This is a genomic window from Salegentibacter salinarum (assembly GCF_900168115.1).
Lineage (GTDB): Bacteria > Bacteroidota > Bacteroidia > Flavobacteriales > Flavobacteriaceae > Salegentibacter > Salegentibacter salinarum.
Genome location: NZ_FUZC01000015.1, coordinates 42,736 through 66,203 on the forward strand (window position 1 = coordinate 42,736; position 23,468 = coordinate 66,203).

A 23,468-nucleotide genomic window follows, 5' to 3' on the forward strand; every position below is an offset into this window, starting at 1 on the left:
ATGCCACAACCATCAATTACCAATTTCCAAAAAGTTTGTTCTCTTTTTCTCTGTTTAGGCTTCTTCCAAATTGCTTCAGCGCAGGATTCTTATGTAAGCCAGCAGAAGTCTGAAAATACTTTTCCCTTGAATTCTGTCACCCTATTTTTAGATTTAGAAGATCACGAGGGAGTTCATTTAGTTGCAGAAGATCTACAAACAGATTTCAAAAAAGTAACCGGCAATGAGCCTGAAATTTCTTCCGAAGAAATCAGTGGCGATTACCCGGTAATTATTGGAACTATTGGAAAAAGTAAATTGATTGACGAGTTGATTTCCAGGGCTAAATTGGATGTTTCACAAATAGAAGGAAAATGGGAAAATTTCCTGATTGACGTGGTTGAAAGTCCATCGCCGGGAGTAGAAAAAGCATTAGTAATTGCCGGAAGCGATAAACGAGGAACTATTTTCGGAATGTATGATCTTTCAGAAAAAATGGGAGTTTCTCCCTGGCACTGGTGGGCCGATGTTCCGGTTGAAAAAGCAGAAGAATTGTATATAAATCCGGGTAGTTATACTTCGGGAACGCCAAAGGTTAAATACCGAGGAATTTTTATAAACGATGAAGAACCCGGGCTTGGTAACTGGGCACGGGAAAAATTTGGTGGAATAAACAGCCAAATGTATGAACAGGTTTTTAAACTTATTCTGCGTTTAAAAGGAAATTACTTATGGCCTGCAATGTGGGGAAAAGCTTTTAACGAAGATGATCCTAAAAATCCGGTATTGGCCGATAAATATGGTATTGTAATGGGTACTTCCCATCATGAACCTATGGTTAGAGCTCAGAAAGAATGGGGCACGCATCGCGAAGACTACGGAAACGGCGAGTGGGATTACCAAACCAATGCCGAAGGTTTACGAGATTTTTGGAGAGATGGTTTTGAAAGAAATCAGGATTATGAAAACCTGGTTACCATAGGGATGCGCGGCGATGGCGACGAACCAATGACCGAAGGTACGGCCATAGAATTGCTGGAAACTATTGTCGCAGATCAACGCCAAATTATTGAAGAAGTTACCGGGAAACCGGCCAGAGAAACCCCACAGGTTTGGGCTTTGTATAAAGAAGTTCAGGATTATTACGACCAGGGAATGCGCGTTCCCGATGATGTTACTTTACTTTTAGCCGACGATAACTGGGGAAATATACGAAAATTACCAAACCCGGAAGATGAGCCCCGGGAAGGCGGTTACGGAATTTACTATCATTTTGATTATGTAGGTGGACCTAGGAATTACAAATGGCTGAATACCACTCAAATTGAGCGGGTCTGGGAACAGATGAACCTCGCTTACCAATACGACGCAACTGAATTATGGGTAGTAAATGTGGGCGATCTAAAACCTATGGAATTTCCGATTAGTTTCTTTTTAGATTTCGCCTGGGATCCTGAATCTATAGATGCGGGAGGATTGGAAGAATACGCTACTGATTGGGTTGAAAAGCAATTCGGGAGTGAATATGCTTCGAAAATATCCGAAATACTCAATAAATACACCAAATATAACAGTCGGCGGAAACCCGAAATGTTGAGTCCGGAAACTTATAGTCTAATCAATTATAACGAAGCCGAAAATGTGGTGAAAGACTATAACCAATTAGTAGAAAAAGCAGAGGGAATTAATAAAAAACTTCCGGACGAATATAAAGACGCATATTTTCAGTTGGTGCTATTCCCGGTAAAAGCATCTGCCAATTTGAATGAATTGTATGTCGCTACCGCTAAAAACCGATTATATGCAGAACAAGGCCGTGCTATTGCCAATTCTTATACTGAAAAAGTAAAAGAATTATATAAAAAAGATTCAGAATTAACCGAAGAATACCACAATATCGCAGATAGAAAATGGAACCATATGATGTCGCAAACCCACATTGGTTATACCTACTGGCAACAGCCGGAAGAACAGGTTATGCCGGAAGTTTCAACCATAGAAGTTGCTGAAAAACCTGAAATGGGCATCGCGATGGAAGGCTCTAAAGAGTCCTGGCCTGCTTCCAATAAAGAAGCTCGACTTCCTGAATTCAATTCATTAGCTGATCAAAAATATTATGTTGAAGTCTTTAATAAAGGTAAAGGTGATTTCAATTTTAAAGTGAAGAAAAAGGATAAGTGGATCAAAGTTTCAGAAGAAAAAGGAAGTGTTAGTGATCAAAAAAAGCTACATGTGTCTATTGACTGGGACAAAGCCTCAAAAGGTAAAAAAACAGGATCTTTTAGCATCAAACAAGGTAGAAATTCGGTAGAAATTGAAGTTCCTATCCACAATATTAGCTCAGAAAATATAAAAGGTTTTGTAGAGAGCAATAATTATATTTCTATGGAAGCTGCCAATTATAGCAAAAAAGGAAATGATGAACAAGGATGGACTCTGGTACCAAATTTAGGAAAAACCGGTTCCACAATGACCTCATTTACCGAAACTCCAACCCACGGAGTATTCTCAGAGGACAATCCATATTTGAAATACGATTTTCATAATTTCAGCACCGGAGAAATGAAAATAGAATTCCTGCTTTCGCCTACACTAGATTTTCATAATACGGGTGGTTTGCGATTTGCTTTTTCCATTGATGATGCTGAACCAAAAATCATTAATGTGCATCAGGATACACACGATGATTGGGAGACTTCTGTAGGAAATAATATTACGAGGGTAATTTCAGAAATAAACCTCGAGGAAAAAGGAAACCATACTTTAAAGGTTTGGGCTCTAGACTCAGGAATAGCGCTTCAGAAAATTATTATCAGAAAAGGAGATGTTAGAGAATCGTATTTAGGCCCGCCGGAAAGCAAAGCTGCAGAATAAACAGACTTAAAGAAAGGTTTTCAGCCTTAAAACCTGATCTTATAGAGATTAAAAGTATTATATTAATCGGTGTAAAACCCATTCACTACAACAAGATGAGCAAGCTCCCAAGACGAAAATTTTTACAACAAACAACTTTAGCTGCTGCCGGCTTAAGTTTATCAGGATCACTATTGGCGAATCCGATATCTATTTTTTCAGCAAATGACAGGGTTAATTTTGGGGTAATTGGTTGTAAAGGTATGGGATGGGCCAATATGCAAGCACATTTAAAATTACCAAATATAAATTGTGTAGCACTGGCCGATATTGATCAGCGTGTTTTAGATGAAAGGTCTGCCCAGGTAAAAGAGATTAGCGGTAAGGCACCAAAACAGTATAAAGATTATCGCAAAATGTTGGAGAACAAAGATATTGACGCGGTAATTATAGGCACGCCAGACCATTGGCATTGTTTGAACATGGTAGATGCCTTGCAAGCCGATAAGCACGTTTATGTAGAAAAACCCCTGGCTAACAGTATTGAAGAATGCAATGTGATGCTTAAGGCTGGTAAAAGATATGATAAATTAGTTCAGGTTGGCCAATGGCAACGTAGCGGAAAACATTATGATGATGCTATCAACTATGTGCAATCTGGTGAACTTGGGCAAATTCGTTTGGTTAAATGCTGGGCATACCAGGGCTGGATGAATCCGGTGCTGGTTAAACCCAATTCTACTCCACCGGAAGGTGTAGACTACCAAATGTGGTTAGGCCCTGCGCCAGATAGGCCGTTTAATGAAAATAGATTCCATTTTAATTTTCGTTGGTTTTGGGATTATGCCGGCGGCTTGATGACCGATTGGGGCGTGCACGAAATAGACATCGCACTTTATGCTATGGGTGCAAAAGCACCTAAATCCATTTTAGCTTCTGGAGGAAAATTTGCTTATCCCAACGATGCTTCTGAAACTCCAGACACTTTGCAAACTGTCTATGAATTTGAGGATTTTAACCTCCTTTGGGAGCATGCTACCGGTATAGACGGCGGAAACTATGGAAGAAACGAAGGCATAGCTTTTATTGGTAATAATGGAACTTTAGTAGTAAATCGTGATGGATGGGAAGTTATTCCTGAAGGAGAAAATAAAAATGATGATTGGGTACCTAAAACGAAGAGAATAGATTTAACTACTCCCCAAGGAAACGCACTGGAAAATCATGCCGAAAACTTTGTTTCTGCTATTCGGGCAAACGATAGTTCAAAACTCACTTGCGGAGTAGAAACCGGAAGCATTGCCGCTATTACTGCGCATATGGGGAATATCGCCTATAAAACCGGAAAAAAATTGTACTGGAATGCTGAATCAGGCTCATTTGAAGATGCTGAAGCTGATGAATTGGTAAAAGCTAATTATCATAACGGCTGGAAATTGCCACAAGTCTAAATAAAGGTTTTAGAATTTAAAATTTACCAGCGAACCCCTTTTACATTCATCTCCAGGGTATAAGCAGCCTGTTGAGCCGTTATAAAAAGGGTTTGGTTATCTTTACCTCCAAAAGTTACATTTGCCGTCCAATCTTTATCTATTGGAATATGCTGAATTTTCTTCCCGGATTTATCGAAAACCGTTACTCCATTACCGGTAAGATAAAGATTGCCCTGGTTATCTATCGTCATCCCGTCTGATCCTAATTCAGTAAAAAGTTTTTTATCCGAAAGGCTTCCATCGGGATTAATTTTATACGAATAAGTTTTATTGTCACCGATATCGGCTATATATAGGGTTTTACCATCAGGAGTTCCAATAATTCCGTTAGGTTGTACCAGGTCATCCACTACGATACTTATTTCGCCCTGCGGATTCACATAATAAACACGCTCCTCTTCAATTTCCTTTTTGGTGCGTTCCCAGTAATCACGCTGATAATAAGGATCGGTAAAGTAAAAACCACCATCTGATGCAATCCATAAATCATTGGGACCGTTTAAGCGATTTCCTTGGTAAGATTCAACTAAAACTTCAACCTCTTTTTCAGGATTAATTTTCCAGATTTCCGAATTTTCATCGGCAGCAGTGAGAAGATTTCCATCATCATCAAAATAAAGTCCGTTTGCCCTGCCTGCTTCTTCCATAAATACCGAAACAGAACCATCTCCTACAGACCATTTATGGATTCTGTTATTCGGCTGATCGGTAAAATATACATTCCCCTCAGCATCTGAAGCGGGACCTTCGGTAAACTCAAACTCGTTTGAAATACGCTTAAGTTCCTGCCCTTCTTTAATCAATTCCTTTTGAGAATTACAGGAATTTAATATAAAAACTAGGAGCAAAAACGGTGAAAAATTTAGTTTCATAGTATTCACTTTTAAAGTATAAATCCTTCCTGCAATGTCATTTATCGTCATTCTGAATTTTAATTCAGAAACTAAGATTTATAGAATTCTTTCAAGTTAGAAGCTGGAACAAGCCCGCCTGAACGGACAGGCTGGTTCAGCTTGACGAACCCTCAGCCATAGCTTTTCATCAAATAAACCTACAATGTTTTAGAAACCTTGCAGGAATAAAATTACCATCTGTGATGAATATCGTGCTTTAAATATTCATCATAGATTTTATTCATTTCTTTAATTTTTTCTTTGCTAAGCTCCCGTCTATCGTAGATTGATAGGTTTGAAAGTAATTGTTCTTCCTTTGAAGCCCCGGGAATAGTACAACTAACTTCCGGGAATTTGAGAATCCATTGTAAAGCAATTGGAGCCAAATTTTGAACCTCCGGGAACAACTTTTTAAGCTCTTCTACCGCCTTTAAACCTCGTTCGAAGTCTATTCCAGAAAAGGTTTCGCCTTTATCGAAAGCTTCTCCATTTCGGTTGAAATTTCGGTGATCTTCCTTATCAAAACTGGCATTTTTATCGAATTTTCCGGTTAGCAATCCGCTGGCTAAAGGAACACGGGCAATAATCCCGATATCTTTCTTTTTTGCCTGTTCAAAGAAAAGCTCTGAAGGGCGTTGCCTGAACAAATTGAAAATAATTTGAACGGTTTCCACATTATCATACTCAATTGCTTTGAGGGCCTCCTCAACTTTCTCTACACTTACACCAAAATGTAATATTTTGCCCTGATCTTTTAATTTCTGAAAGGTTTCAAAGATCTCAGGACGATAATATACATTTGTAGGCGGGCAATGCAATTGAATTAGATCCAGCGCTTCAAAACCGGTTCTTTTAAGGCTTTCTTCTACATAGCCGGTAAGGGCTTCAGGTGTATAATTTTCTGCAGTATGCGGATTAATTTGTCTTCCGCATTTGGTGGCCACAAAAACACGCTCAGATCTGGATCTAACCACCCGGCCTACGGCTGCTTCGCTTAAACCGGCTTCATAAACATCTGCCGTATCAATAAAATTAATTCCTTTATCAATGGCGGTATTGATGGTTTCTTCAGCGGTTTTATCGCTAAAATCTGATCCCCATTTTCCTCCTATTTGCCAGGTGCCGAGAGAAATTTCTGAAATTTCAAAACCTGTTTTTCCTAATTTTCTATAATTCATATAATTTTTCCTTCAATTTACAAAAACCTTACTACAGGATATAATCCGTACTTACAAAATTGGAGGTTTTTGAGTTTAACAGTTCCTGTAAGATCTCATTATTGTAATCATTATCTTTTGAAGCTACAAAAGTCCTGATTGAGAAAGATCGCAAGGCATCGTGAACACTTAAGGTACTTACCGCTGAATCTTTTCTCCCCGTAAAAGGGAATACATCTGGCCCACGCTGGCAGGAACTATTAAGGTTTACGCGGCACACCAAATTTACCAGTGTATCAATAAGCGGGGCGATTTCCTGAATATCTTTACCAAATAAACTTACCTGCTGGCCATAGCTGGACTCAGCCATTTCATCTAAAATTTCCTGAATATCAGTAAAAGGTTTAATAGGAACCACAGGGCCAAATTGCTCTTCCTGGTAAACCCGCATTTTTTTGTTAACCGGAAAGAGAACTGCCGGATAAATATAATTTTCAGAAATTTCACCGCCTTTTTCGTTTAAGATTTCAGCACCTTTTTCCCTGGCATCATCAATTAATTCTTTAATATAATCGGGTTTATCGGTTTCAGGCAAAGGAGTAAGTTTAACACCATCTTCCCAAGGGTTTCCGAATTTTAAAGCATCTACTTTTTTAGCAAAACGCTTATTAAATTCCTCCCTTACATCTTCGTGAACATAAATTATTTTTAAAGCTGTACATCGCTGCCCGTTAAATGATAAAGAACCCGAAATACACTCTTCAATGGCAAGATCTAAATCGGCATCTGGTAAAATAATGGCCGGATTTTTTGCTTCTAAACCTAAAACCAGACGTAAGCGGTTTTTATATGGATGCTGATCCTGCAGAGCGATAGCCGACTTACTATTTCCAATAAGTGCTAACACATCAATTTTTCCTGCCGCCATTATAGGTGCTGCCACTTCCCTGCCGCGACCATAAATCACATTTACCACTCCGCGTGGAAAGCTATTTTTAAATGCCTCCAAAAGTGGGGAAATCAATAAAACACCATTTTTGGCGGGTTTAAAAATCACCGTGTTACCCATAATAAGAGCAGGAATTAACAAGGCAAAAGTTTCATTTAAAGGATAATTATACGGTCCCAAACATAAAACCACGCCAAGCGGACCGCGGCGAATATGGGCGTGAATCCCATCGCGCTTAAAAAACTTAGCACTGTCACGGTCTAATTGTTTATAATCTTCAATAGTATCATTAATATATTCTACCGTCCTGTCAAATTCTTTACGGGAATCTGGGAGTGATTTACCAATTTCCCACATTAAATATTTTACAACCTCTTCCCGGTTAATTTGCATTTCGGCTACAAAATTCTGCATACAGGAAATCCGTTCCGAAACTTTCATAGTAGGCCAGTCACCCTGCCCTTTCGCATAAGCTTTACACGCAGAATCTAAAACTTCCAGAGCAGCATCTTTATCCATATGCGGAATAGTCCCCAATAAAGTTGGTTTATAATTTTCTGTGGAAGAAATAGTGGAATAAACCTCATCAGTCTGTCCAGTCCATTTAATTAATTCTCCGTTACTAAGGTAGTTCTCCTGATGGAGCAGGTTTGTAATCTGAAATTCCTGTGGTATTTTCATAATTTAAATTTTAAAAGCTGGTTCAATAAGAGTTTTAGTTAAAATATTTTCTGATTATCACAAAAGCAACTACCGGGACGAAAACTAAAGTTTCACCCCGGTAATAGTTGACTTTTTTGATTCTTTTCTTCTCCAGAATTGGTTAAGAAAAGGTATTCTGTTATTTAAAAATACGCAAAAAATCTATCTATCACTCCTCAGAATTGGATACTAGAAATTTATTAACCTCCAACCAGTGAATAAAAGCATCAAACCAGCGGTTACTGGTGCGGTCTGGATTCCCAAGTCCGAAACCATGACCTCCGTTTTGATAAAGGTGAAACTCAACCGGCTTACCGGCTTTGTGCCAAGCTTCGATTAAACCGAATTCCCCGAAGAATAAAAAATCATCGGCAGCAATAACATTAAACATGGCAGGAGCATCTTCTGGGACTTCTACTTCATTTAAACCCCCATAAATAGGAGCGATGAAAGCCAGATCCATGGTCTTAGAATTTAAAGTTGAATGCATCGTGAGCCCTGCACCGGCAGAAAAGCCCATCATACCTATATTGGTAGTATCAACACCCCATTCTTCAGCACGCTCTACGATCATAGCATAAGCAGCCTCGGCATCTTCAAGCTGATTAGACAGATTAGACCGCGGGCGTTCCGGGCGGGTTTCCGGCGTATCATCTGAAGATTCGGCTGGAGGAGTGGCAGGTCTTTCCATCGAAGTTTTAAAATCGTCGAGCGATTCAGGAGTTGGATGCAAACGATATTTTAATACGAATGCGGTAATTCCCTTGTCTGCAAGAGCCTCCGCAACTTCCCAGCCTTCATTGCCCAAAGAAAGCCATCTAAAGCCTCCGCCGGGAGCTACAATCACGGTTGTACCGTTTGCTTTGTCAGGATTAGGCAGGAATGGAGTGAGGGTTGCTGTTGATATATTCCGCGCCATGGGATCACCCCACTGGCGAAACCAGGTTTCGGGGGCAGGCTGATCTTCAACCCCTCCTGTTTCTAAGGGGATAGCCTCAGGTTCATCAGGTGTTTCAAGGGGATAAATTGTTCCGTCTTGCGCCATTCCCGAGGCAGTAAAGAAGAATAAAATCGACCAAATGGCAGACTTAACTAAGGTAATTGGTGAGTTAGACATAATAAAGTGGTTTTAAAGTTAGTTATTCAAAAAAATCATTATTTATAGTTTAAAATTTCATTTATTACTATCTGTAATCACCAATATTTCCTGCTCAATCTGGTCGAGATTACTTTTCTATAAGTTTCATTTTCAAATCAATCAATATTAATCATATAAGCAATTATCTTCCGTTAAAGAAAATCATTACACCTGCTACCAAAATCACCACCAAAATTGAAACTGCAATATCAACCCAGTTATAGCTGTTTTTGTTATTTTGTTTCTCTTCTTCAGAAATTGTCTGGAAAGTAAGATTATCAGTTTTGATTTTTGAAGGAATACTGGTTAAGAAACTTACCACGGTAATTAGCACTACACAGAAAAGGAAGAACCAGGCCGCGAAAGTTAAAAAGTTAATATCTCCAACCAGGAATAAGAATCCTCCGGGATCTAAAGAATCTTTGAATAATTCCAGGATAATCCTGAGTGCTCCTACAATAAATCCAACCACTAAAGTAACAAAAGCACCGTGCGCGTTTATACGTTTATAGAAAATACCCAGTAAGAATACTGCCGTAATTGGAGGCGCGATATACGATTGCACTTTCTGTAAATATTCATACAAAACTCCCGAAATATTCGCCATAATTGGGATCCAGATAATACCGATTATCACGATAATTACAGTTGCAATTTGCCCTGTTCTTACCAGCTTTTTTTCTGGAGTATTCGGTCTCAGTTTTTTGTAAATATCTACCGTGAATAATGTAGAACAGGAATTAAATACAGAAGCCAAAGAGCTCATTAATGCTGCGAGTAAACCGGCGGCCACAAGCCCACGTAATCCTGAAGGCAATAAATTACTCATTAACACAGGAAAAGCTTCATCTGGGCTATCCCAATGCAATTCTCCACGCATCTTAAGGGTAAGCGCGATAATACCGGGAATTAAGAATAAAAATACCGGAAGTAATTTAAGCAAAGCGCCAAAGATGGTTCCTCGTCTTCCTTCTTTAATATTCTTTGCGGTAAGGGCACGTTGCACAATATACTGGTCAGTACACCAATACCAGATACCAACAATTGTACTTGTAATTAAAAGAGAAGGCCATGGGAAATCTGGATCTGAAGCAGATCGCCACATATTAAGATATTCAGGCGTTACGGTTTCTTTCATACTGGCCCAGCCTCCTACTTCTCCTAAACCTATAAAAGTAAGTGCGGCTGCACCAATAACAAGAATAATTGCCTGCAGGGTTTCCGTATAAACAACGGCCCGCATTCCACCTAATACCGTATAAATACCGGTTAAGATTACTGTAGAAAGTGCACCGGTCCAAAAATTAATGCCGAGTAAAGCAGAAACTACAATACCTCCCGCATAAATAGTTACCGAAATTTTTGTGAGTACATAAGCGATTATAGAAAAAACAGATAATACCCATCTTGACCTGGCGTCGAATCGTTTTTCCAGGAATTCGGGCATCGTAAAAACACCACTACGGGCGTAGAATGGTAAAAACACCCATCCTAAAATAAGTACCACCCAGGCCTGAATTTCATAAATAAGCATAGGTAGTTTATCTCCGGCACCGGCGCCAGCCAAACCAACTACGTGTTCTGATCCAATATTGGAAGCAAAAATGGACGCTCCAACCACAAACCAGCCTACATTTCTACCGGCCAGAAAATAATCTTCGGTATTGGATTGTTTTTTTCTAATTACCCAAACAACAATTCCTGCTAAAATGAGAAAGTAACCGGCAATGGCAAACCAGTCATAAATATCTAATGCTTTCATAACTTATTTTACTGAAAATTTAAAACTGGTTTTTGAGGAATAGGTTTTTCCCGGTTCCAATACTACAGAAGGAAAGTCTTCCTGGTTTGGAGAATCTGGGTAATGCTGCGTTTCAAGGCAAAATCCACTTCTGTGACCGTAATTGCCATCGCCATCTGCCTGAGGAAGCGTTCCATCAAGGAAATTTCCTGAATAAAATTGAATTCCCGGTTCGTTGGTATGTACTTCCAGCATTCTACCGCTTTCTTCGTGATAAGCTGAAGCAGCGAATCTCATCCCGCTATCCTGCTCGTTTAACACCCAGCAATGATCGTAACCCTGCCCGCGTTCCAGTTGTTCATTTTTTTCTTCGATATGCTGCTCCACAGTTTTTGCTTCGCGGAAATCAAAAGGAGTACCGGCCACATCTTTTAGTTCGCCGGTAGGAATAAGCGTTTCGTTTACCGGTAGAAACTCATCAGCATTGATTTCAAATTTATGATCTAAAATAGTTTCAGAAAAATCTGCTGAAAGGTTAAAATAAGCATGCTGGGTTAAATTTACCACCGTAGTTTTATCGGTTGTCGCTTTATAATCTACTTCCAGGGCGTTATCATCGGTAAGGGTGTAAACAACCGTTGTTTCCAGGGTGCCGGGATAACCTTCTTCCATATCCTCACTGATGTAGATTAGCTTTAAGCTATTTTCTCCTGCTTCTTCTGCATCCCAAACTACTTTATCAAAGCCCTTTTCGCCACCGTGCAAATGATTTTCACCATCGTTTTGAGCTAAGGTATATTCTTCACCATCTAAAGTGAATTTTCCATTCGCGATACGGTTTCCAAAACGACCAATCAAGGCTCCAAAAAACGGATTATCCTTGGTGTATTGCTCTAAAGAATCAAACCCCAGTACCACATTTTCAAATTCATCGTTTTTATCGGGAGCTTTTAAAGAAGTAATTCTACCGCCATAGGTGATGATTTTTACTTCCATTCCATTTTCATTGATGAGGGTATATTGCGCTACTTTCTCCCCATCTGACGTGGTACCGTATTCTTCTTTTTTTATTTTTGTTTTTGGGCTTTGTTCAATATTCATTTCCTTTTCTTTAGTTTCAGCTTTCTTGTCTCCATTTTTACACTGAATAAAAAACAAGGACAGAAAAACTATCCCGAAGCCGAAAAGATTATTTGTTGAAATTTTCATAATTAGATGCGTTAGATTAGAAATTACATTCCGTGTTGAAACATATGGTAATATGCTTCATTGGCATTTATTTTATCCTTGAATTCCCTGATACTGGTTTTTTCGTCTATAACCAATAACTCAATCCCGGCAATATCCGCAAAATCTTCCAAAAATTCAGTTGTTAAGGCTTGTGTATAAACCGTATGATGTGCGCCACCGGCTAAAATCCAGGAGGTAGCTGCAACTTCCAGGTTTGGTTTTGCATCCCATAAAACACGTGCTACCGGTAAATTCGGTAAATCGGCTTCCGGGGCAACTGCTTCTACTTCGTTAACAATTAACCTGAACCTGTTGCCCATATCTATTAAAGAGGCATTTAAAGCATCTCCTTTTGGAGCATTAAAAACCAACCTCACAGGATCTTCTTTCCCACCAATTCCCAATGGATGAACTTCACAGGTTGGTTTATCATCAGCAATAGAAGGACAAATTTCCAGCATATGCGAACCTAAAACATAAGATTTTTGTGGGGTGAAATGGTAAGTGTAATCTTCCATAAAAGAAGTTCCTTCTTCCAATCCTACAGCCATAACTTTCATAGCGCGTAGTAAAGCTGCGGTTTTCCAGTCACCTTCTGCACCAAAACCATAGCCATCAGCCATTAATCTTTGTACGGCAATACCCGGTAATTGCTTTAGTTTACCAAGGTTTTCAAAAGTATCGGTAAAAGCTTTAAAACCTCCTTCGTCTAAAAATGACCTTAATCCTAATTCAATTTTAGCTGCATCAACCAAAGATTCTCTTTGTAAACCACCTTCTTTCAGTTCTTCGCTTAAGTTATAATCAGCGTCGTATTTCTTCAGTAAATCATTTACTTTTTCCTTGGAAATCTTATCGATATGTGCTACAACCTCTGAAGAATCATAACCGTTTACGGCCATTCCAAATTTCATTTCGGCAGCAACCTTATCGCCTTCAGTAACAGCTACATTACGCATATTATCCCCAATTCTAGCAACTTTAAGATGCTGAAGCTCGTCCCATCCCAAAACAACACGGGACCAAATTCCAAGTTTCTGCTGAACGCGATCGGTTTTCCAGTGACCTACAATTACCTTGCGTTTTTTACGCATACGGCTCATCATAAAACCAAATTCCCTATCGCCGTGTGCCGACTGGTGGAGATTCATATAATCCATATCAATTTTCCCCCATGGAATTTCGGCATTAAATTGCGTATGTAAATGGCAAAGTGGCTTTTTAAGTAAGCTTAGTCCTTTTATCCACATTTTGGCAGGTGAAAAAGTATGCATCCAGGCAACAATTCCAATACACTTTTTATTAGAGTTAGCTTCCTGACAGATATCTGTGATCTCATCGGCCGTTTTCACGGTATCTTTCCAAACTATTTTTAGCGGAAGATGCTTTGAATCGTTAAGTCCATTTACAATTGCTTTTGAATCTGCTGCAACCTGATTTAAGGTTTCATCTCCGTATAAATGCTGGCTACCGGTGACGAACCAGATTTCTTTTGCTTCTATATTTATCATTTGAATTCAGAATTATTTTGTTTTTTAAAAAACCCCACAGGTTTTGAAGCCTGTGAGGTAATTATTGGGATAGATATTAATTTTGACCGTAATAGGCATTTTTGCCGTGTTTACGTTCGTAATGTTTTTTAATTAGGGAATCCTTCATTCTTGGTGCTTCGGGATTTATCTGTTTGGTAAGCAGCGCCATTTTTGCCACTTCTTCCAAAACCTTGCTATTGTAAACCGCTTTCGCTGCATCTTTTCCCCAGGTAAAGGGCCCGTGGTTACCAATAAGTACCATAGGAACTTCCTCATAAGAAAGTTTTTTGTCTTTAAAACAATCCAGGATCTGGATGCCGGTATTATGTTCGTAATTCCCTTCTATAAGCTCATCGCGCATTGGTGGCGCGCAGGGAATATCTGCAGTTAAATGGTCGGCGTGGGTGGTTCCAAAAATAGGAATATCTAATTGCGACTGTGCCCAGGCTACCGAATAAGTGGCGTGCGTATGTGCAATTCCACCGATATTTTCCCAATTTTTATAAAGAAAAGCGTGGGTTTTAGTATCTGAAGATGGTCGCATTTCCCCTTCAATCACATTGTTTTCAAAATCCAGGATTACAATGTCTTCAGGTTTTAAATCCTCATAAGGCACACCGCTGGGTTTTATGGCAAAAACCTTTTTTTTACGATCTACAGCACTTACATTTCCGAAGGTGTAGATCACCAGGTTTAAGGCATCAAGTTCCATATTTGCCTCGTAGCATTCCTGCTTTAATGCTTTATATTTAGAGCTCATTTACGGTAGATTTTCGGTTAATATTATTTTCAACAAAGGCGCCCAATTCTTTATATTCTTCCATTAAGCCTGCGTAAGTTTCCAAAGCTTCAGCTTCAGGATGATATTCGGCTTCAAAATCGCTGCCCAGTTTTTTACTGGCTTCGATTACATTTGGGTACAGTCCGGCGGCAACTGCGGCATAAACTGCAGCGCCAAGGGCAGGAGCTTCATCTGAAGAAGCAACTTTTATAGGCATATTTAAAACGTTGGCGAGGGTTTGCATAATAAAAGGTGATTTACGGGCTACTCCCCCAATACCAATTACACTATTTATTTTCACGCCTTCTTCTTCAAAACGATCTACAATTTGTTTGGAACCAAAGCAAATGGCATTAATAAGTGCTTTAAAAATATGAGGTGCTTTTGACCCTAGTGAAAGTTTGGTAATCGCACTTTTTAATTCCTGGTTGGCATCCGGAGTTCTTCGACCGTTTATCCAGTCTAAGGCAATAGGAATACTTTCTGAAAGTGGAATTGCTTCAGCTGCCTCAGAAAGTTTTTTAATGAAATCTTTATCAATTTCATCTCTAAGCTCTGCTTTTTGTTCTTCGGAAATAATATCAGAATTGAAAACCAAATTCTCCAAAGGCCAGTTCAGCACATCTTTAAACCAGGCCAATACATCACCAAAAGCCGATTGCCCTGCTTCCAGACCAATCATTTTTGGAATTACCGATCCATTTACCTGTCCGCAAATTCCGCGCACGGTTTTATCACCAACATTTTCCTGTTCTGAAACAATAATATCACAGGTGGAAGTTCCCATTACGCGAACCAAGGTATGCTTATCAATTTTTGCACCCACCGCGCCGGAGTGGGCATCGAAAGTCCCAACCGCAATTACACAATCTGTAGAAAGACCAAGCTTTTGAGCCCATTCAGCACTTAAATTTCCTGCAACCTCATCTGAAGTATAGGTTTCTGTGTATAATCTGTCCCGCAAATCGCCTAAATATGGATCCAGCTGATTTAAAAATTCTTTCGAAGGTAATCCTCCCCAGCTCTCGTGCCACATCGCTTTATGCCCGGCAGCGCAACGACTGCGTTTAAAAGTGGCCAAATCCTGATTTTCAATAAGCATAAACGTCATTAAATCGCAATGCTCTATCCAGGAATATGCGGCGTTTTTTACCGCTTCATCCTCACGAATAATATGGGCAATTTTTGCCCAAAACCATTCAGAAGAGTAAATTCCGCCTTCATATTTGGTATAATCTTCTCCGCCCCAATTTCTGGCTAATTCATTGATTTCGTTGGCTTCATCAATAGCGGTGTGGTCTTTCCAAAGAACCATCATCGCGTTTGGATTATCTTTAAAACCTGCTTCAAAAGCCAACGGAGCACCTTCTTTGGTAACCGCAATTGGCGATGAGCCGGTGGTGTCTATACAAATTCCTTTTACCGCAGTACCGTCAATATTGGTTTTAGCTAAAACACCTTTTATAGTTTTTTCCAATCCTTCAATATGATCTGCAGGATGCTGGCGAAACTGGTTGGTTGCCGCATTACAATATTTTTTATCACGCCATTGCGGATAATAAAATGTATCGGTGGCCAGTTCCTCTCCACTCCCGGTATCCACAAGAACTGCTCTTACCGAGTCGGTTCCGTAATCCAGGCCTATAACGTAATTCTTCATTCTTTCAGTTTTTTCTACAGAAACAAATATAATAATTTCTATATATTAAGTGTAATAAAAACACTTGTAATTTTAAGATTTCATTAATTGTAAAAAATGGTATCAATTAAAACCGTTTTTACAAAATCGGTCGCTTTGTTTAATACGATAATTTACTATTTTCCAGATATTTTGCGTTTTTCTTTCCACTTAAATAGGACTTAACTTTTTTTAATAAAATTCAAAAACCGGTCTTCCGTCGTTATCAAATTTTACTTCCATCATCCTGGCGTGACGGTTAGGATCGTATAAAGGGTCTGCTTTAATTTCCTCTAACGGCCTTTTATCTGTTGCAGGTACCATTTTTGGATCTCCAACTGCCTTTTCGTAATCTCTCGCATGATAAATCATTATTGGATCTCCGTTTTCATCGACGGTAAAGGAATTATGTCCCGGACCATAAATATCTTTTTCTTCATTTGTTTCCAAAACAGGATATCTTGACTTTATCCATGAATTTCTATCCAATAAATCAGCATTTTCGTCCGCTTCCATCATTCCCATAGCATAAGAAGCTCCGGTGGCACTTGCTGAAAACGTGATGTAAATTTTGCCTTCGTTTTTAATTACTGCAGCCCCTTCATTCACCCAAAAATCAATACGTTCCCAATCGTAATCTGGCGTGGTTAGCATAAACTGGACTGTTTTTAGCTTAATAGGCGATTCCATTTCAGCTAAATATAAATTAGAAGCGGCGAATTGTCCACCAGTTTTTTCTGCCCAGCAGAAATAGCGTTTTCCATTGTGTTCAAAGACAGTTCCATCTAAAGAAAAATCGGTAAAACTTTTTGGATCATCATCTGCTGCTTGCATCATTCCAAGCTCAACCCACTCATCCTTTAATGGGTCCTGACCTTTAAGTTCCAACACATAAGGTCTCAACGCCCATATATCGTCTTCTTCACTCGCTGCAAAATATACATACCATTTTCCATCCAAATAATGAATTTCGGGTGCCCAAATGTGGCGACTCATCGGTCCACTTTCATGTTTTTCCCACACTGTAAAAGGTTCTGCATTTTGCAACCCCTCAATGGTTTTTGCTCGTCTTATTTCAATGGCATCGTATGTTGGAACCGAACCTGTAAAATAGTAGTAACCGTCTGTATGTTTGTAGATAAACGGATCTGCTCGTTGTAGCACAATGGGATCGTTTGATTTTGTGGTATCCTTATCAGCAGCCGCATGATCTTGCGCATTTACTTGCGAAGAATTAGCGCATCCCATCAAAAAAAAAGCTATAAGTACCAGGTTTATTAATGATTTTGCCTTCATATTGAGTTTATTTTTTAATTTCTATTCTAAAGGAGCAATAGTTGGCCATCCCTTATCCCAGCTTAATTCTTTAATTTTGAGTTTTGGTTTAGCTCCATCCTGAGCATCATAAGCATGAAAAAACATATAGTCTTTCCCGTTAAATGTATACACACTATTGTGTCCTGCACCATACCAATTTTCATTACCCTGAATAACTAAAGTACCGCCACCTTCGTTTAATGGCTTCCCTTTTTTATCTAAATATGGGCCTGTCACCTCTTTAGACCTTCCTACAACTACTTTATAGGTACTTTCTTCACCACGGCAACAAAGGTCCCAGGAAAGGAATTGATAATAATACCCATCTTTTTTGAAAATAAATGGTGCTTCCAATGCTGCATCGCCCGGATCTTCGCTAGGAATGTCAAACGATCGTTCTCTTCTCGCTATGGTATGCCATTCCTCAGGTTTGGCAATTGATTTTAGATCTTCATCCATCTTTACCAGCTTTAAACCGTTCCAGAAAGATCCAAAAGACATCCAAACGGTACCTTCTTCATCCTCAATCATATTAGGATCTATGGCATTCCACATATCGCGATTAGGAACAGATTGTACTACGATCCCGTGGTCTACCCACTCGAAATTATCATCTCCCGGATTTAGTGTTTCGTTTGTAGCAACACCAATTGCTGAAGTATTTTTTGCAAAGGAAGAAACTGAATAATACAAATAATAGGTTCCGTTTTTATGAAAAATATCGGGAGCCCAGATATGATTTTCAAAATCCTCAACTACATCATCTGTCCAGTCCGGTTTTTCTGAAAATACCGGTTCTTCTCTTTTCCAGTTCTCAAGGTCTGTAGAACTGTGTACCGAAATTCCTCTTCCGGTGTTAAACAAATAAAAGACTCCATCCTGCTCTGCAGCAACTGGATCGTGCACTATAATTTCCTGGGCTTCTACTAATGAAATTGCTAATAAAAACAGGAAAATAAATAAATTTGATTTTTTCATAAAGTTTTATTTAACCGGTTCCTGGATTCCTTCAGAAGTCATTTGAATTCTTTGAAGAGTTCCGTCATCATTATAGTAAAGCCTGTCTATACACACAGATCTTCTAAAACTACTGCCGTCTGGTTGAATACTTCCGTTATGATATACAAAGTAATCTTTGCCTTTAAATTCTAAAATAGCCTGATGATTGGTATTGCTGTTCCCCGCAACTTCATTTAAAAGACCTTTGTACTCCCAGGGGCCGGTAACCGATTTACTCATGGCATAGGCTGTTTTTTCAGGAAAGCCGTAAGCATAAGTTAAGTAATACCAGTCTCCTTTTTTATGAATCCAGGGGGCTTCAACGAAATTGGGTAAATCAACAGTTTGAATGTCACCATCCATCTCTAACATATTATCTTTTAATTTCACGTAATAGCAAACCGTATTTCCCCAATACATATAGGCCTGACCATCGTCGTCAATAAATACTGTAGGATCTATATCATCCCAGCTTATATCGGTATGTTCCGTAGTCATATCGTTAGTGATAAGCGCTTTTCCAATAGCATCTTTAAAAGGTCCCACAGGGCTATCTGCAACCGCTACTCCTATAGCTTTTCCAGGATGAGAATCGTCGTGTTCTACTGTTACATACCAGTAAAACTTACCATCTTTTTCTATAACTTCGGCTGCCCAGGCATCCCCTTTTGCCCATGTAAAATCTGTAGGCTTTAATGGCACGGGATGTTCCTGCCAGTTTATCAAATCTGCAGAAGAATATACCAACCACTCATCCATCTTATAAAAATGAAAATCTTTTGGTGCTTCATCGTGACCGGCATACAGATAGACTGAATCCTTATGAACTATGGTCGCAGGATCTGCAGTATATTTTTCAGTAATGATAGGATTATTAAACTTTTCTTCTGACTGGCCGAGCAATGTACCCAAGCTAAAAATCGAAAGACTAAATAATAATAGTGTGTTCTTTTTCATTCTTATTTCATTAATTTAATATTATAAACACCCGCAGTTCGAGAGCCATTCACGGCCTCAATGCGGATTGCTATATGCTTCAAATTTTGTTCTTTTATTTTCTTTGGCAGTTGGTAATCTTTAGTATAAAATTGCTTGTTTAATTCTGTCTCAAAATGTTCTTCTGCTATTTCAACGTTATTTACAAAGATTTTGAATTTTCGGTTAACGTCTTTTCCGAAATAAGTCAGCCGTATTTTCTTCGCTTCATTTTCCTTATCTTCTAATTCGTAGCTAAACCACCCTGAAGCATCTCTCCAGTGTTCTCCTAAATTTACTCCGGCATTAGAGTTCTCACTTTTTATAAAATGATCTGACTCGGGCTGCTGTTCTCCGGTAGCAACCTGGTCTATCGTTAATTCGGCTAATTCTCTTTCTATCTTTTCCCGTTCTACTCTTGCTTTCTGAATATTCTCAAAGCTTTCCGGGGTTTCTATTGGTAAATAAATGGCATAGCGGCCTTCATGAATATCGTAGAAAGGAACAAACTTCAGATCTTTAAATTTCTCCGGAAAAATTATTTCTTTTGCTGAAAATTTCAAATTTTCACCGTCAACCCGTTTTATCTTTTTTACCCAATCCTCATCGTTTTCAGCTAAAAAAATCGGTAAATTTGAAAGCGCAATTTTTTCGCCTTCAGCAATATGACCACCTCTACTATCATCAGCAAATTGACCGTCAAGATTTTCATCTCCAAGCTTTGTTCCCAGAACAATTGGCCCATATTTTAAGGCGAAGAAACCTGAATCATCAGGCAATTTTTCAAAACCAATTTTCATAGGTAATTTGATATGAATTTCATCACCGTTTTCCCAAACCCGGTTAATGCTTACATAGCTTCCGGGTTTATTAGAGTGTTCGTATAGCTCATCATTAATGAAAATTTCAAATTCTCCTTCAGTAATCCAATCAGGGTATCTTAAACGCAGTTCAAATTCCTGAGCTTTCTCCGTTTCAATAGAAAAATTTGCGGATTCAGCATTTGGAAAATCAGTTTTCTGAACAATTTTGAGGTTTTTTTCCTTCCAATTAAGTACAGAAGAAATAAACAGGTTCACGAACAGGGCATTACTGGAGTGCGCATAGATAAATTGATTGTATTTCCCATGGTTTTCCATTCCTGAGCCAACACAACACCAAAAACTGGTTTCCGGCTGAGAATATACCCTATAATGTCCAGGTCTCATTGGGGTGAAATAAACAAAACCACCTTTTTCTGGATGCTGGGAAGATAAAATATGGTTGTACAGCGCGGTTTCGTAGTAATCTATATATTTTTCATTGGGTTCAGCCACAAATAATTTCTCGCTTAACCTCAACATATTATATGTATTACAGGTTTCCGGACCTTGTACACTCGAAATCATTTCTGAAAAATCGTTCTTAGAATGAAAATGTTCCCTCACACTATTCCCTCCAATTGCAACTGTTCTATGGTTCACTACATTTTCCCAAAAGTAAGTTGCAGAATTATGAAAATCATTATTATCATCTAAAGCGGCTATTGTTTGAAAACCAATTACTTTCGGAATCTGGGTATTGGCATGCATTCCATTTAGAACATCTATATTTTTAGCTAATGGATTAAGTAATTTTTTATGTGAGAACCTTTTTGCTAAGTCCAAATACTTTGTTTCACCGGTAATTCTAGCTAAATCTGCAAAAACTTCATTAAGACCACCGTGTTCCGAGATAAGAATTTCCTGCATTTGTTCATCTGAAAGTTGAGCCGTAGTATCCATCATCCAATCGGTAAAATCAACTAACATTTCTAAAGCAAGTTCATTTCCTGCAATAAGATAAGCATCTCTTAAACCGGCATAGGTTTTATGAATATTGTACAAAGGCACCCACTTGTCGTTTAAACTAAAGTTTCCCGCATCAATATTTCCCTTAGCTATTTCTTTCCAAGTCTTTTCACCCCCGGGAACTCCACCTAGGTAGCCATTCCCATTTGCCTCCTGAACTCTTTTTAACTCACTCAGAGCATATTCTAAAGCCTGATGCGCTTCCTCGCTTTCAGCCGAAGCATACATTTGAGCTAAAGCAGTTAAGTAATGTCCGGCTGTATGACCATCGAGTCCCGTATTTTCCCAGTTTGTATAAGATTGAGCGCGGGGTTCCAAACCGGCTTCAGCTAAGAAAGGAGCCAGTAATTTATCTGGATTTAGTTCAAGAATATAATTTAAATCGATATGCATGGCCTCTTTGAACATACTTTCAGAAAGCTGTACATCTTCAAGATGAAACAACTCAATTTCTGAATTTTGAGCAAAAACACAATGACCTGAAACCAGACTGAATATGCCTAGAATCGCTGAATAATATGGTTTGATAACTGTTTTCATTTAAAACTAATTTACTTTCTTGCCCCAAAGGGAACGACCGGCCTCATTAAGTCCAGTAAAAGTTATTGTGGTTCTTCTGGGGGAAGCTTCCCAATCCCACGCTTCATCAACTATTAACTCATGATCGTTAACAGTCAATATCCCTGAGCTTTCATCAAAAGACCAGGAACCGTTTATAGCTCCCGTAACGGTATTATCTTCATGAAAAACAACATCCGAAGATTCCTGAATACCTTGATATTCATATTCCAGAGTAATTACTTCCCAGGTTCCGTTTATGTCTTCACTTGTGATTTCAGTTTGCGGAACATCGGCAAAGCGCTGTGGTGAAACAACAGGCCAGCCATCGCTGGTCCATTCTATTTTTCTTACGTGTCCCATCATTATTGCATTAGATGCATTAATCCCAGAAACACCTTCGGGCAATCTTCCCTGGGAAGAATAAAACCATTGATCAGATTCAGGGTCCTGAAATACGGATGGATGAGAAATACCCACCCAACCCGGGTGACCATCAAAAGCATAAGGATGGGTAAGCATTGGCCAGGCTTCGGCACCTTCGGTTACATTTGCACCATCAATTCCTACGTATGGACCTTCAATATTTTCTGAACGAGCAACCCGAGTATTATAAGCTACTGAAAGTTCGTCGTATGCTAAAAATAAGTAATAAAATCCTGTATCTTCATTAAAGATGATTTCAGGAGCTTCAAGGCCCTGCCACCGGTTGTTATCTACATTCCCACGGCCTGCAATTCTTTTTCCATAATCTTCAAGTTCATTGAGTTGATTGGGCTTTCCTGTTTCAGTGTTTAATTGAACAGCAGCAATACCGGAATGCCAGGATCCATAAATTAGCCAATGTTCTCCATTGGGAGTTTCAATAAAACTGGGGTCTATGGCGTTAAATTTAAAGTAGCCACTCCAGTCGTCTCCACCATCTCTTTCATAACTTTCTACTCCATCAGGCACTGAACTTATAACCACACCTTTATCCTCCCAGTTATTGGAACTAAGGTCTGTGCTTTCAGCAAGGCCCATAAAAGCTCTTTCTGTCCATGAAGTATTAGGATCTGAACCAACTATTGGATTGGTAACAACTACACTATAATATAAACGATAAGTATCACCTGTTTTTTGAATATGTGGCGCCCAGAAACCATAATTTGGATCTTCTATTGGTGCTAGTGGTGGATCCATTTGAGCACGTATGCTATTTAAAGAATCTTTTATCCAGGCCGGAGCTTCAGGAAAAACCGTACCCATAAATTCCCAATCTACTAAATCTGTAGATCTACGTACAGGAAAGTGACCATTTCCTTCGTGCGCATTTCCGTAGGAAGCATCAGTGTTATACATATAAAAGTATTCACCATCTTTTTCTACTGTAGGGTCGTGAACATTTGCCAGATTCCATTGCGCCCTATCCTGCCAGGAAGCTATCCCGGAATAATCATCGGCATAAGTTGGTCCCGGGAAATCATCTTTTTTCCCTGGATCCACATCATCGTCATCTTCAGTAACATCATCTGTAAAATCTGTATCATCTTCAGAACATCCAACAAGAGCAATACCTGCTGAAAAAGTAAAAAAGAATATTACAAATCTTAAAAACATTGCTTTCCTTTTCATCATCCTCATTTTTAATTAATATTCAAGGCCTCACTGCAGTTATAGGCTAC

Annotated in this window: 16 protein-coding genes; 2 read left to right on the forward strand and 14 right to left on the reverse strand. The window is 39.0% G+C overall.

Annotated features, from left to right (window positions below):
• The gene (locus B5X53_RS15595) at nt 1-2,853 is read left to right on the forward strand and encodes a glycosyl hydrolase 115 family protein (RefSeq protein ID WP_101023041.1); all 2,853 of its coding nucleotides are present in this window, start codon (nt 1-3) and stop codon (nt 2,851-2,853) included.
• Nucleotides 2,854-2,948: 95 nt separating this feature from the next.
• Nucleotides 2,949-4,283 (forward strand): Gfo/Idh/MocA family protein, encoded by a 1,335-nt coding sequence (locus B5X53_RS15600; RefSeq protein WP_079714158.1) that lies wholly within the window; start codon nt 2,949-2,951, stop codon nt 4,281-4,283.
• A gap of 23 nt (nt 4,284-4,306) precedes the next feature.
• On the opposite strand, the gene B5X53_RS15605 is transcribed toward B5X53_RS15600, so the two are convergent.
• The 14 genes from B5X53_RS15605 to B5X53_RS15670 form a co-directional block, all read right to left on the reverse strand.
• Nucleotides 4,307-5,197, reverse strand: a complete 891-nt coding sequence (locus B5X53_RS15605) for an SMP-30/gluconolactonase/LRE family protein (RefSeq protein WP_079714182.1) — start codon at nt 5,195-5,197, stop codon at nt 4,307-4,309.
• A 212-nt stretch (nt 5,198-5,409) separates the two neighbouring features.
• Nucleotides 5,410-6,396 carry an aldo/keto reductase gene (locus tag B5X53_RS15610; protein ID WP_079714159.1) on the reverse strand — a complete coding sequence of 329 codons (987 nt, stop codon included), beginning with the start codon at nt 6,394-6,396 and terminating at the stop codon, nt 5,410-5,412.
• 31 nt (nt 6,397-6,427) lie between these two features.
• Entirely contained in the window at nt 6,428-8,005 is a 1,578-nt protein-coding gene (locus B5X53_RS15615) for an NADP-dependent glyceraldehyde-3-phosphate dehydrogenase (protein ID WP_079714160.1), read from the reverse strand.
• 190 nt (nt 8,006-8,195) lie between these two features.
• Nucleotides 8,196-9,143 carry an alpha/beta hydrolase gene (locus B5X53_RS15620; protein ID WP_079714161.1) on the reverse strand — a complete coding sequence of 316 codons (948 nt, stop codon included), beginning with the start codon at nt 9,141-9,143 and terminating at the stop codon, nt 8,196-8,198.
• A gap of 163 nt (nt 9,144-9,306) precedes the next feature.
• Nucleotides 9,307-10,926 carry a sodium:solute symporter gene (locus B5X53_RS15625; protein ID WP_079714162.1) on the reverse strand — a complete coding sequence of 540 codons (1,620 nt, stop codon included), beginning with the start codon at nt 10,924-10,926 and terminating at the stop codon, nt 9,307-9,309.
• A 3-nt stretch (nt 10,927-10,929) separates the two neighbouring features.
• Nucleotides 10,930-12,114 (reverse strand): aldose epimerase family protein, encoded by a 1,185-nt coding sequence (locus B5X53_RS15630; RefSeq protein WP_079714163.1) that lies wholly within the window; start codon nt 12,112-12,114, stop codon nt 10,930-10,932.
• A gap of 23 nt (nt 12,115-12,137) precedes the next feature.
• The gene (gene araA / locus B5X53_RS15635) at nt 12,138-13,646 is read right to left on the reverse strand and encodes an L-arabinose isomerase (RefSeq protein ID WP_079714164.1); all 1,509 of its coding nucleotides are present in this window, start codon (nt 13,644-13,646) and stop codon (nt 12,138-12,140) included.
• Between the two features lie 76 nt (nt 13,647-13,722).
• Nucleotides 13,723-14,427: an L-ribulose-5-phosphate 4-epimerase gene (locus B5X53_RS15640; RefSeq protein ID WP_079714165.1), complete on the reverse strand. Its 705-nt coding sequence runs from the start codon at nt 14,425-14,427 to the stop codon at nt 13,723-13,725.
• Nucleotides 14,417-16,108 carry a ribulokinase gene (locus B5X53_RS15645; protein WP_079714166.1) on the reverse strand — a complete coding sequence of 564 codons (1,692 nt, stop codon included), beginning with the start codon at nt 16,106-16,108 and terminating at the stop codon, nt 14,417-14,419. The genes B5X53_RS15640 and B5X53_RS15645 overlap by 11 nt, the downstream gene beginning before the upstream one ends.
• A gap of 210 nt (nt 16,109-16,318) precedes the next feature.
• Entirely contained in the window at nt 16,319-17,422 is a 1,104-nt protein-coding gene (locus B5X53_RS15650) for a glycoside hydrolase family 43 protein (protein ID WP_079714167.1), read from the reverse strand.
• 21 nt (nt 17,423-17,443) lie between these two features.
• Nucleotides 17,444-18,421, reverse strand: coding sequence for an arabinan endo-1,5-alpha-L-arabinosidase (locus B5X53_RS15655; protein WP_079714168.1), 978 nt, complete (start codon nt 18,419-18,421; stop codon nt 17,444-17,446).
• Nucleotides 18,422-18,427: 6 nt separating this feature from the next.
• Entirely contained in the window at nt 18,428-19,399 is a 972-nt protein-coding gene (locus tag B5X53_RS15660) for a glycoside hydrolase family 43 protein (RefSeq protein WP_079714169.1), read from the reverse strand.
• Between the two features lie 2 nt (nt 19,400-19,401).
• Nucleotides 19,402-21,786: a glycoside hydrolase family 127 protein gene (locus B5X53_RS15665; RefSeq protein WP_079714170.1), complete on the reverse strand. Its 2,385-nt coding sequence runs from the start codon at nt 21,784-21,786 to the stop codon at nt 19,402-19,404.
• Between the two features lie 6 nt (nt 21,787-21,792).
• Complete coding sequence (locus tag B5X53_RS15670; protein WP_232764084.1) at nt 21,793-23,421, reverse strand: arabinan endo-1,5-alpha-L-arabinosidase; 1,629 nt, start codon at nt 23,419-23,421, stop codon at nt 21,793-21,795.
• Nucleotides 23,422-23,468 lie beyond the last annotated feature (47 nt).

Coding starts and splice junctions, on each gene's coding strand:
- B5X53_RS15595 (WP_101023041.1), top strand. CDS start 1: ATGCCACAACCATCAATTACCAATTTCCAAAAAGTTTGTTCTCTTTTT.
- B5X53_RS15600 (WP_079714158.1), top strand. CDS start 2,949: ATGAGCAAGCTCCCAAGACGAAAATTTTTACAACAAACAACTTTAGCT.
- B5X53_RS15605 (WP_079714182.1), bottom strand. CDS start 5,197: ATGAAACTAAATTTTTCACCGTTTTTGCTCCTAGTTTTTATATTAAAT.
- B5X53_RS15610 (WP_079714159.1), bottom strand. CDS start 6,396: ATGAATTATAGAAAATTAGGAAAAACAGGTTTTGAAATTTCAGAAATT.
- B5X53_RS15615 (WP_079714160.1), bottom strand. CDS start 8,005: ATGAAAATACCACAGGAATTTCAGATTACAAACCTGCTCCATCAGGAG.
- B5X53_RS15620 (WP_079714161.1), bottom strand. CDS start 9,143: ATGTCTAACTCACCAATTACCTTAGTTAAGTCTGCCATTTGGTCGATT.
- B5X53_RS15625 (WP_079714162.1), bottom strand. CDS start 10,926: ATGAAAGCATTAGATATTTATGACTGGTTTGCCATTGCCGGTTACTTT.
- B5X53_RS15630 (WP_079714163.1), bottom strand. CDS start 12,114: ATGAAAATTTCAACAAATAATCTTTTCGGCTTCGGGATAGTTTTTCTG.
- araA (WP_079714164.1), bottom strand. CDS start 13,646: ATGATAAATATAGAAGCAAAAGAAATCTGGTTCGTCACCGGTAGCCAG.
- B5X53_RS15640 (WP_079714165.1), bottom strand. CDS start 14,427: ATGAGCTCTAAATATAAAGCATTAAAGCAGGAATGCTACGAGGCAAAT.
- B5X53_RS15645 (WP_079714166.1), bottom strand. CDS start 16,108: ATGAAGAATTACGTTATAGGCCTGGATTACGGAACCGACTCGGTAAGA.
- B5X53_RS15650 (WP_079714167.1), bottom strand. CDS start 17,422: ATGAAGGCAAAATCATTAATAAACCTGGTACTTATAGCTTTTTTTTTG.
- B5X53_RS15655 (WP_079714168.1), bottom strand. CDS start 18,421: ATGAAAAAATCAAATTTATTTATTTTCCTGTTTTTATTAGCAATTTCA.
- B5X53_RS15660 (WP_079714169.1), bottom strand. CDS start 19,399: ATGAAAAAGAACACACTATTATTATTTAGTCTTTCGATTTTTAGCTTG.
- B5X53_RS15665 (WP_079714170.1), bottom strand. CDS start 21,786: ATGAAAACAGTTATCAAACCATATTATTCAGCGATTCTAGGCATATTC.
- B5X53_RS15670 (WP_232764084.1), bottom strand. CDS start 23,421: ATGATGAAAAGGAAAGCAATGTTTTTAAGATTTGTAATATTCTTTTTT.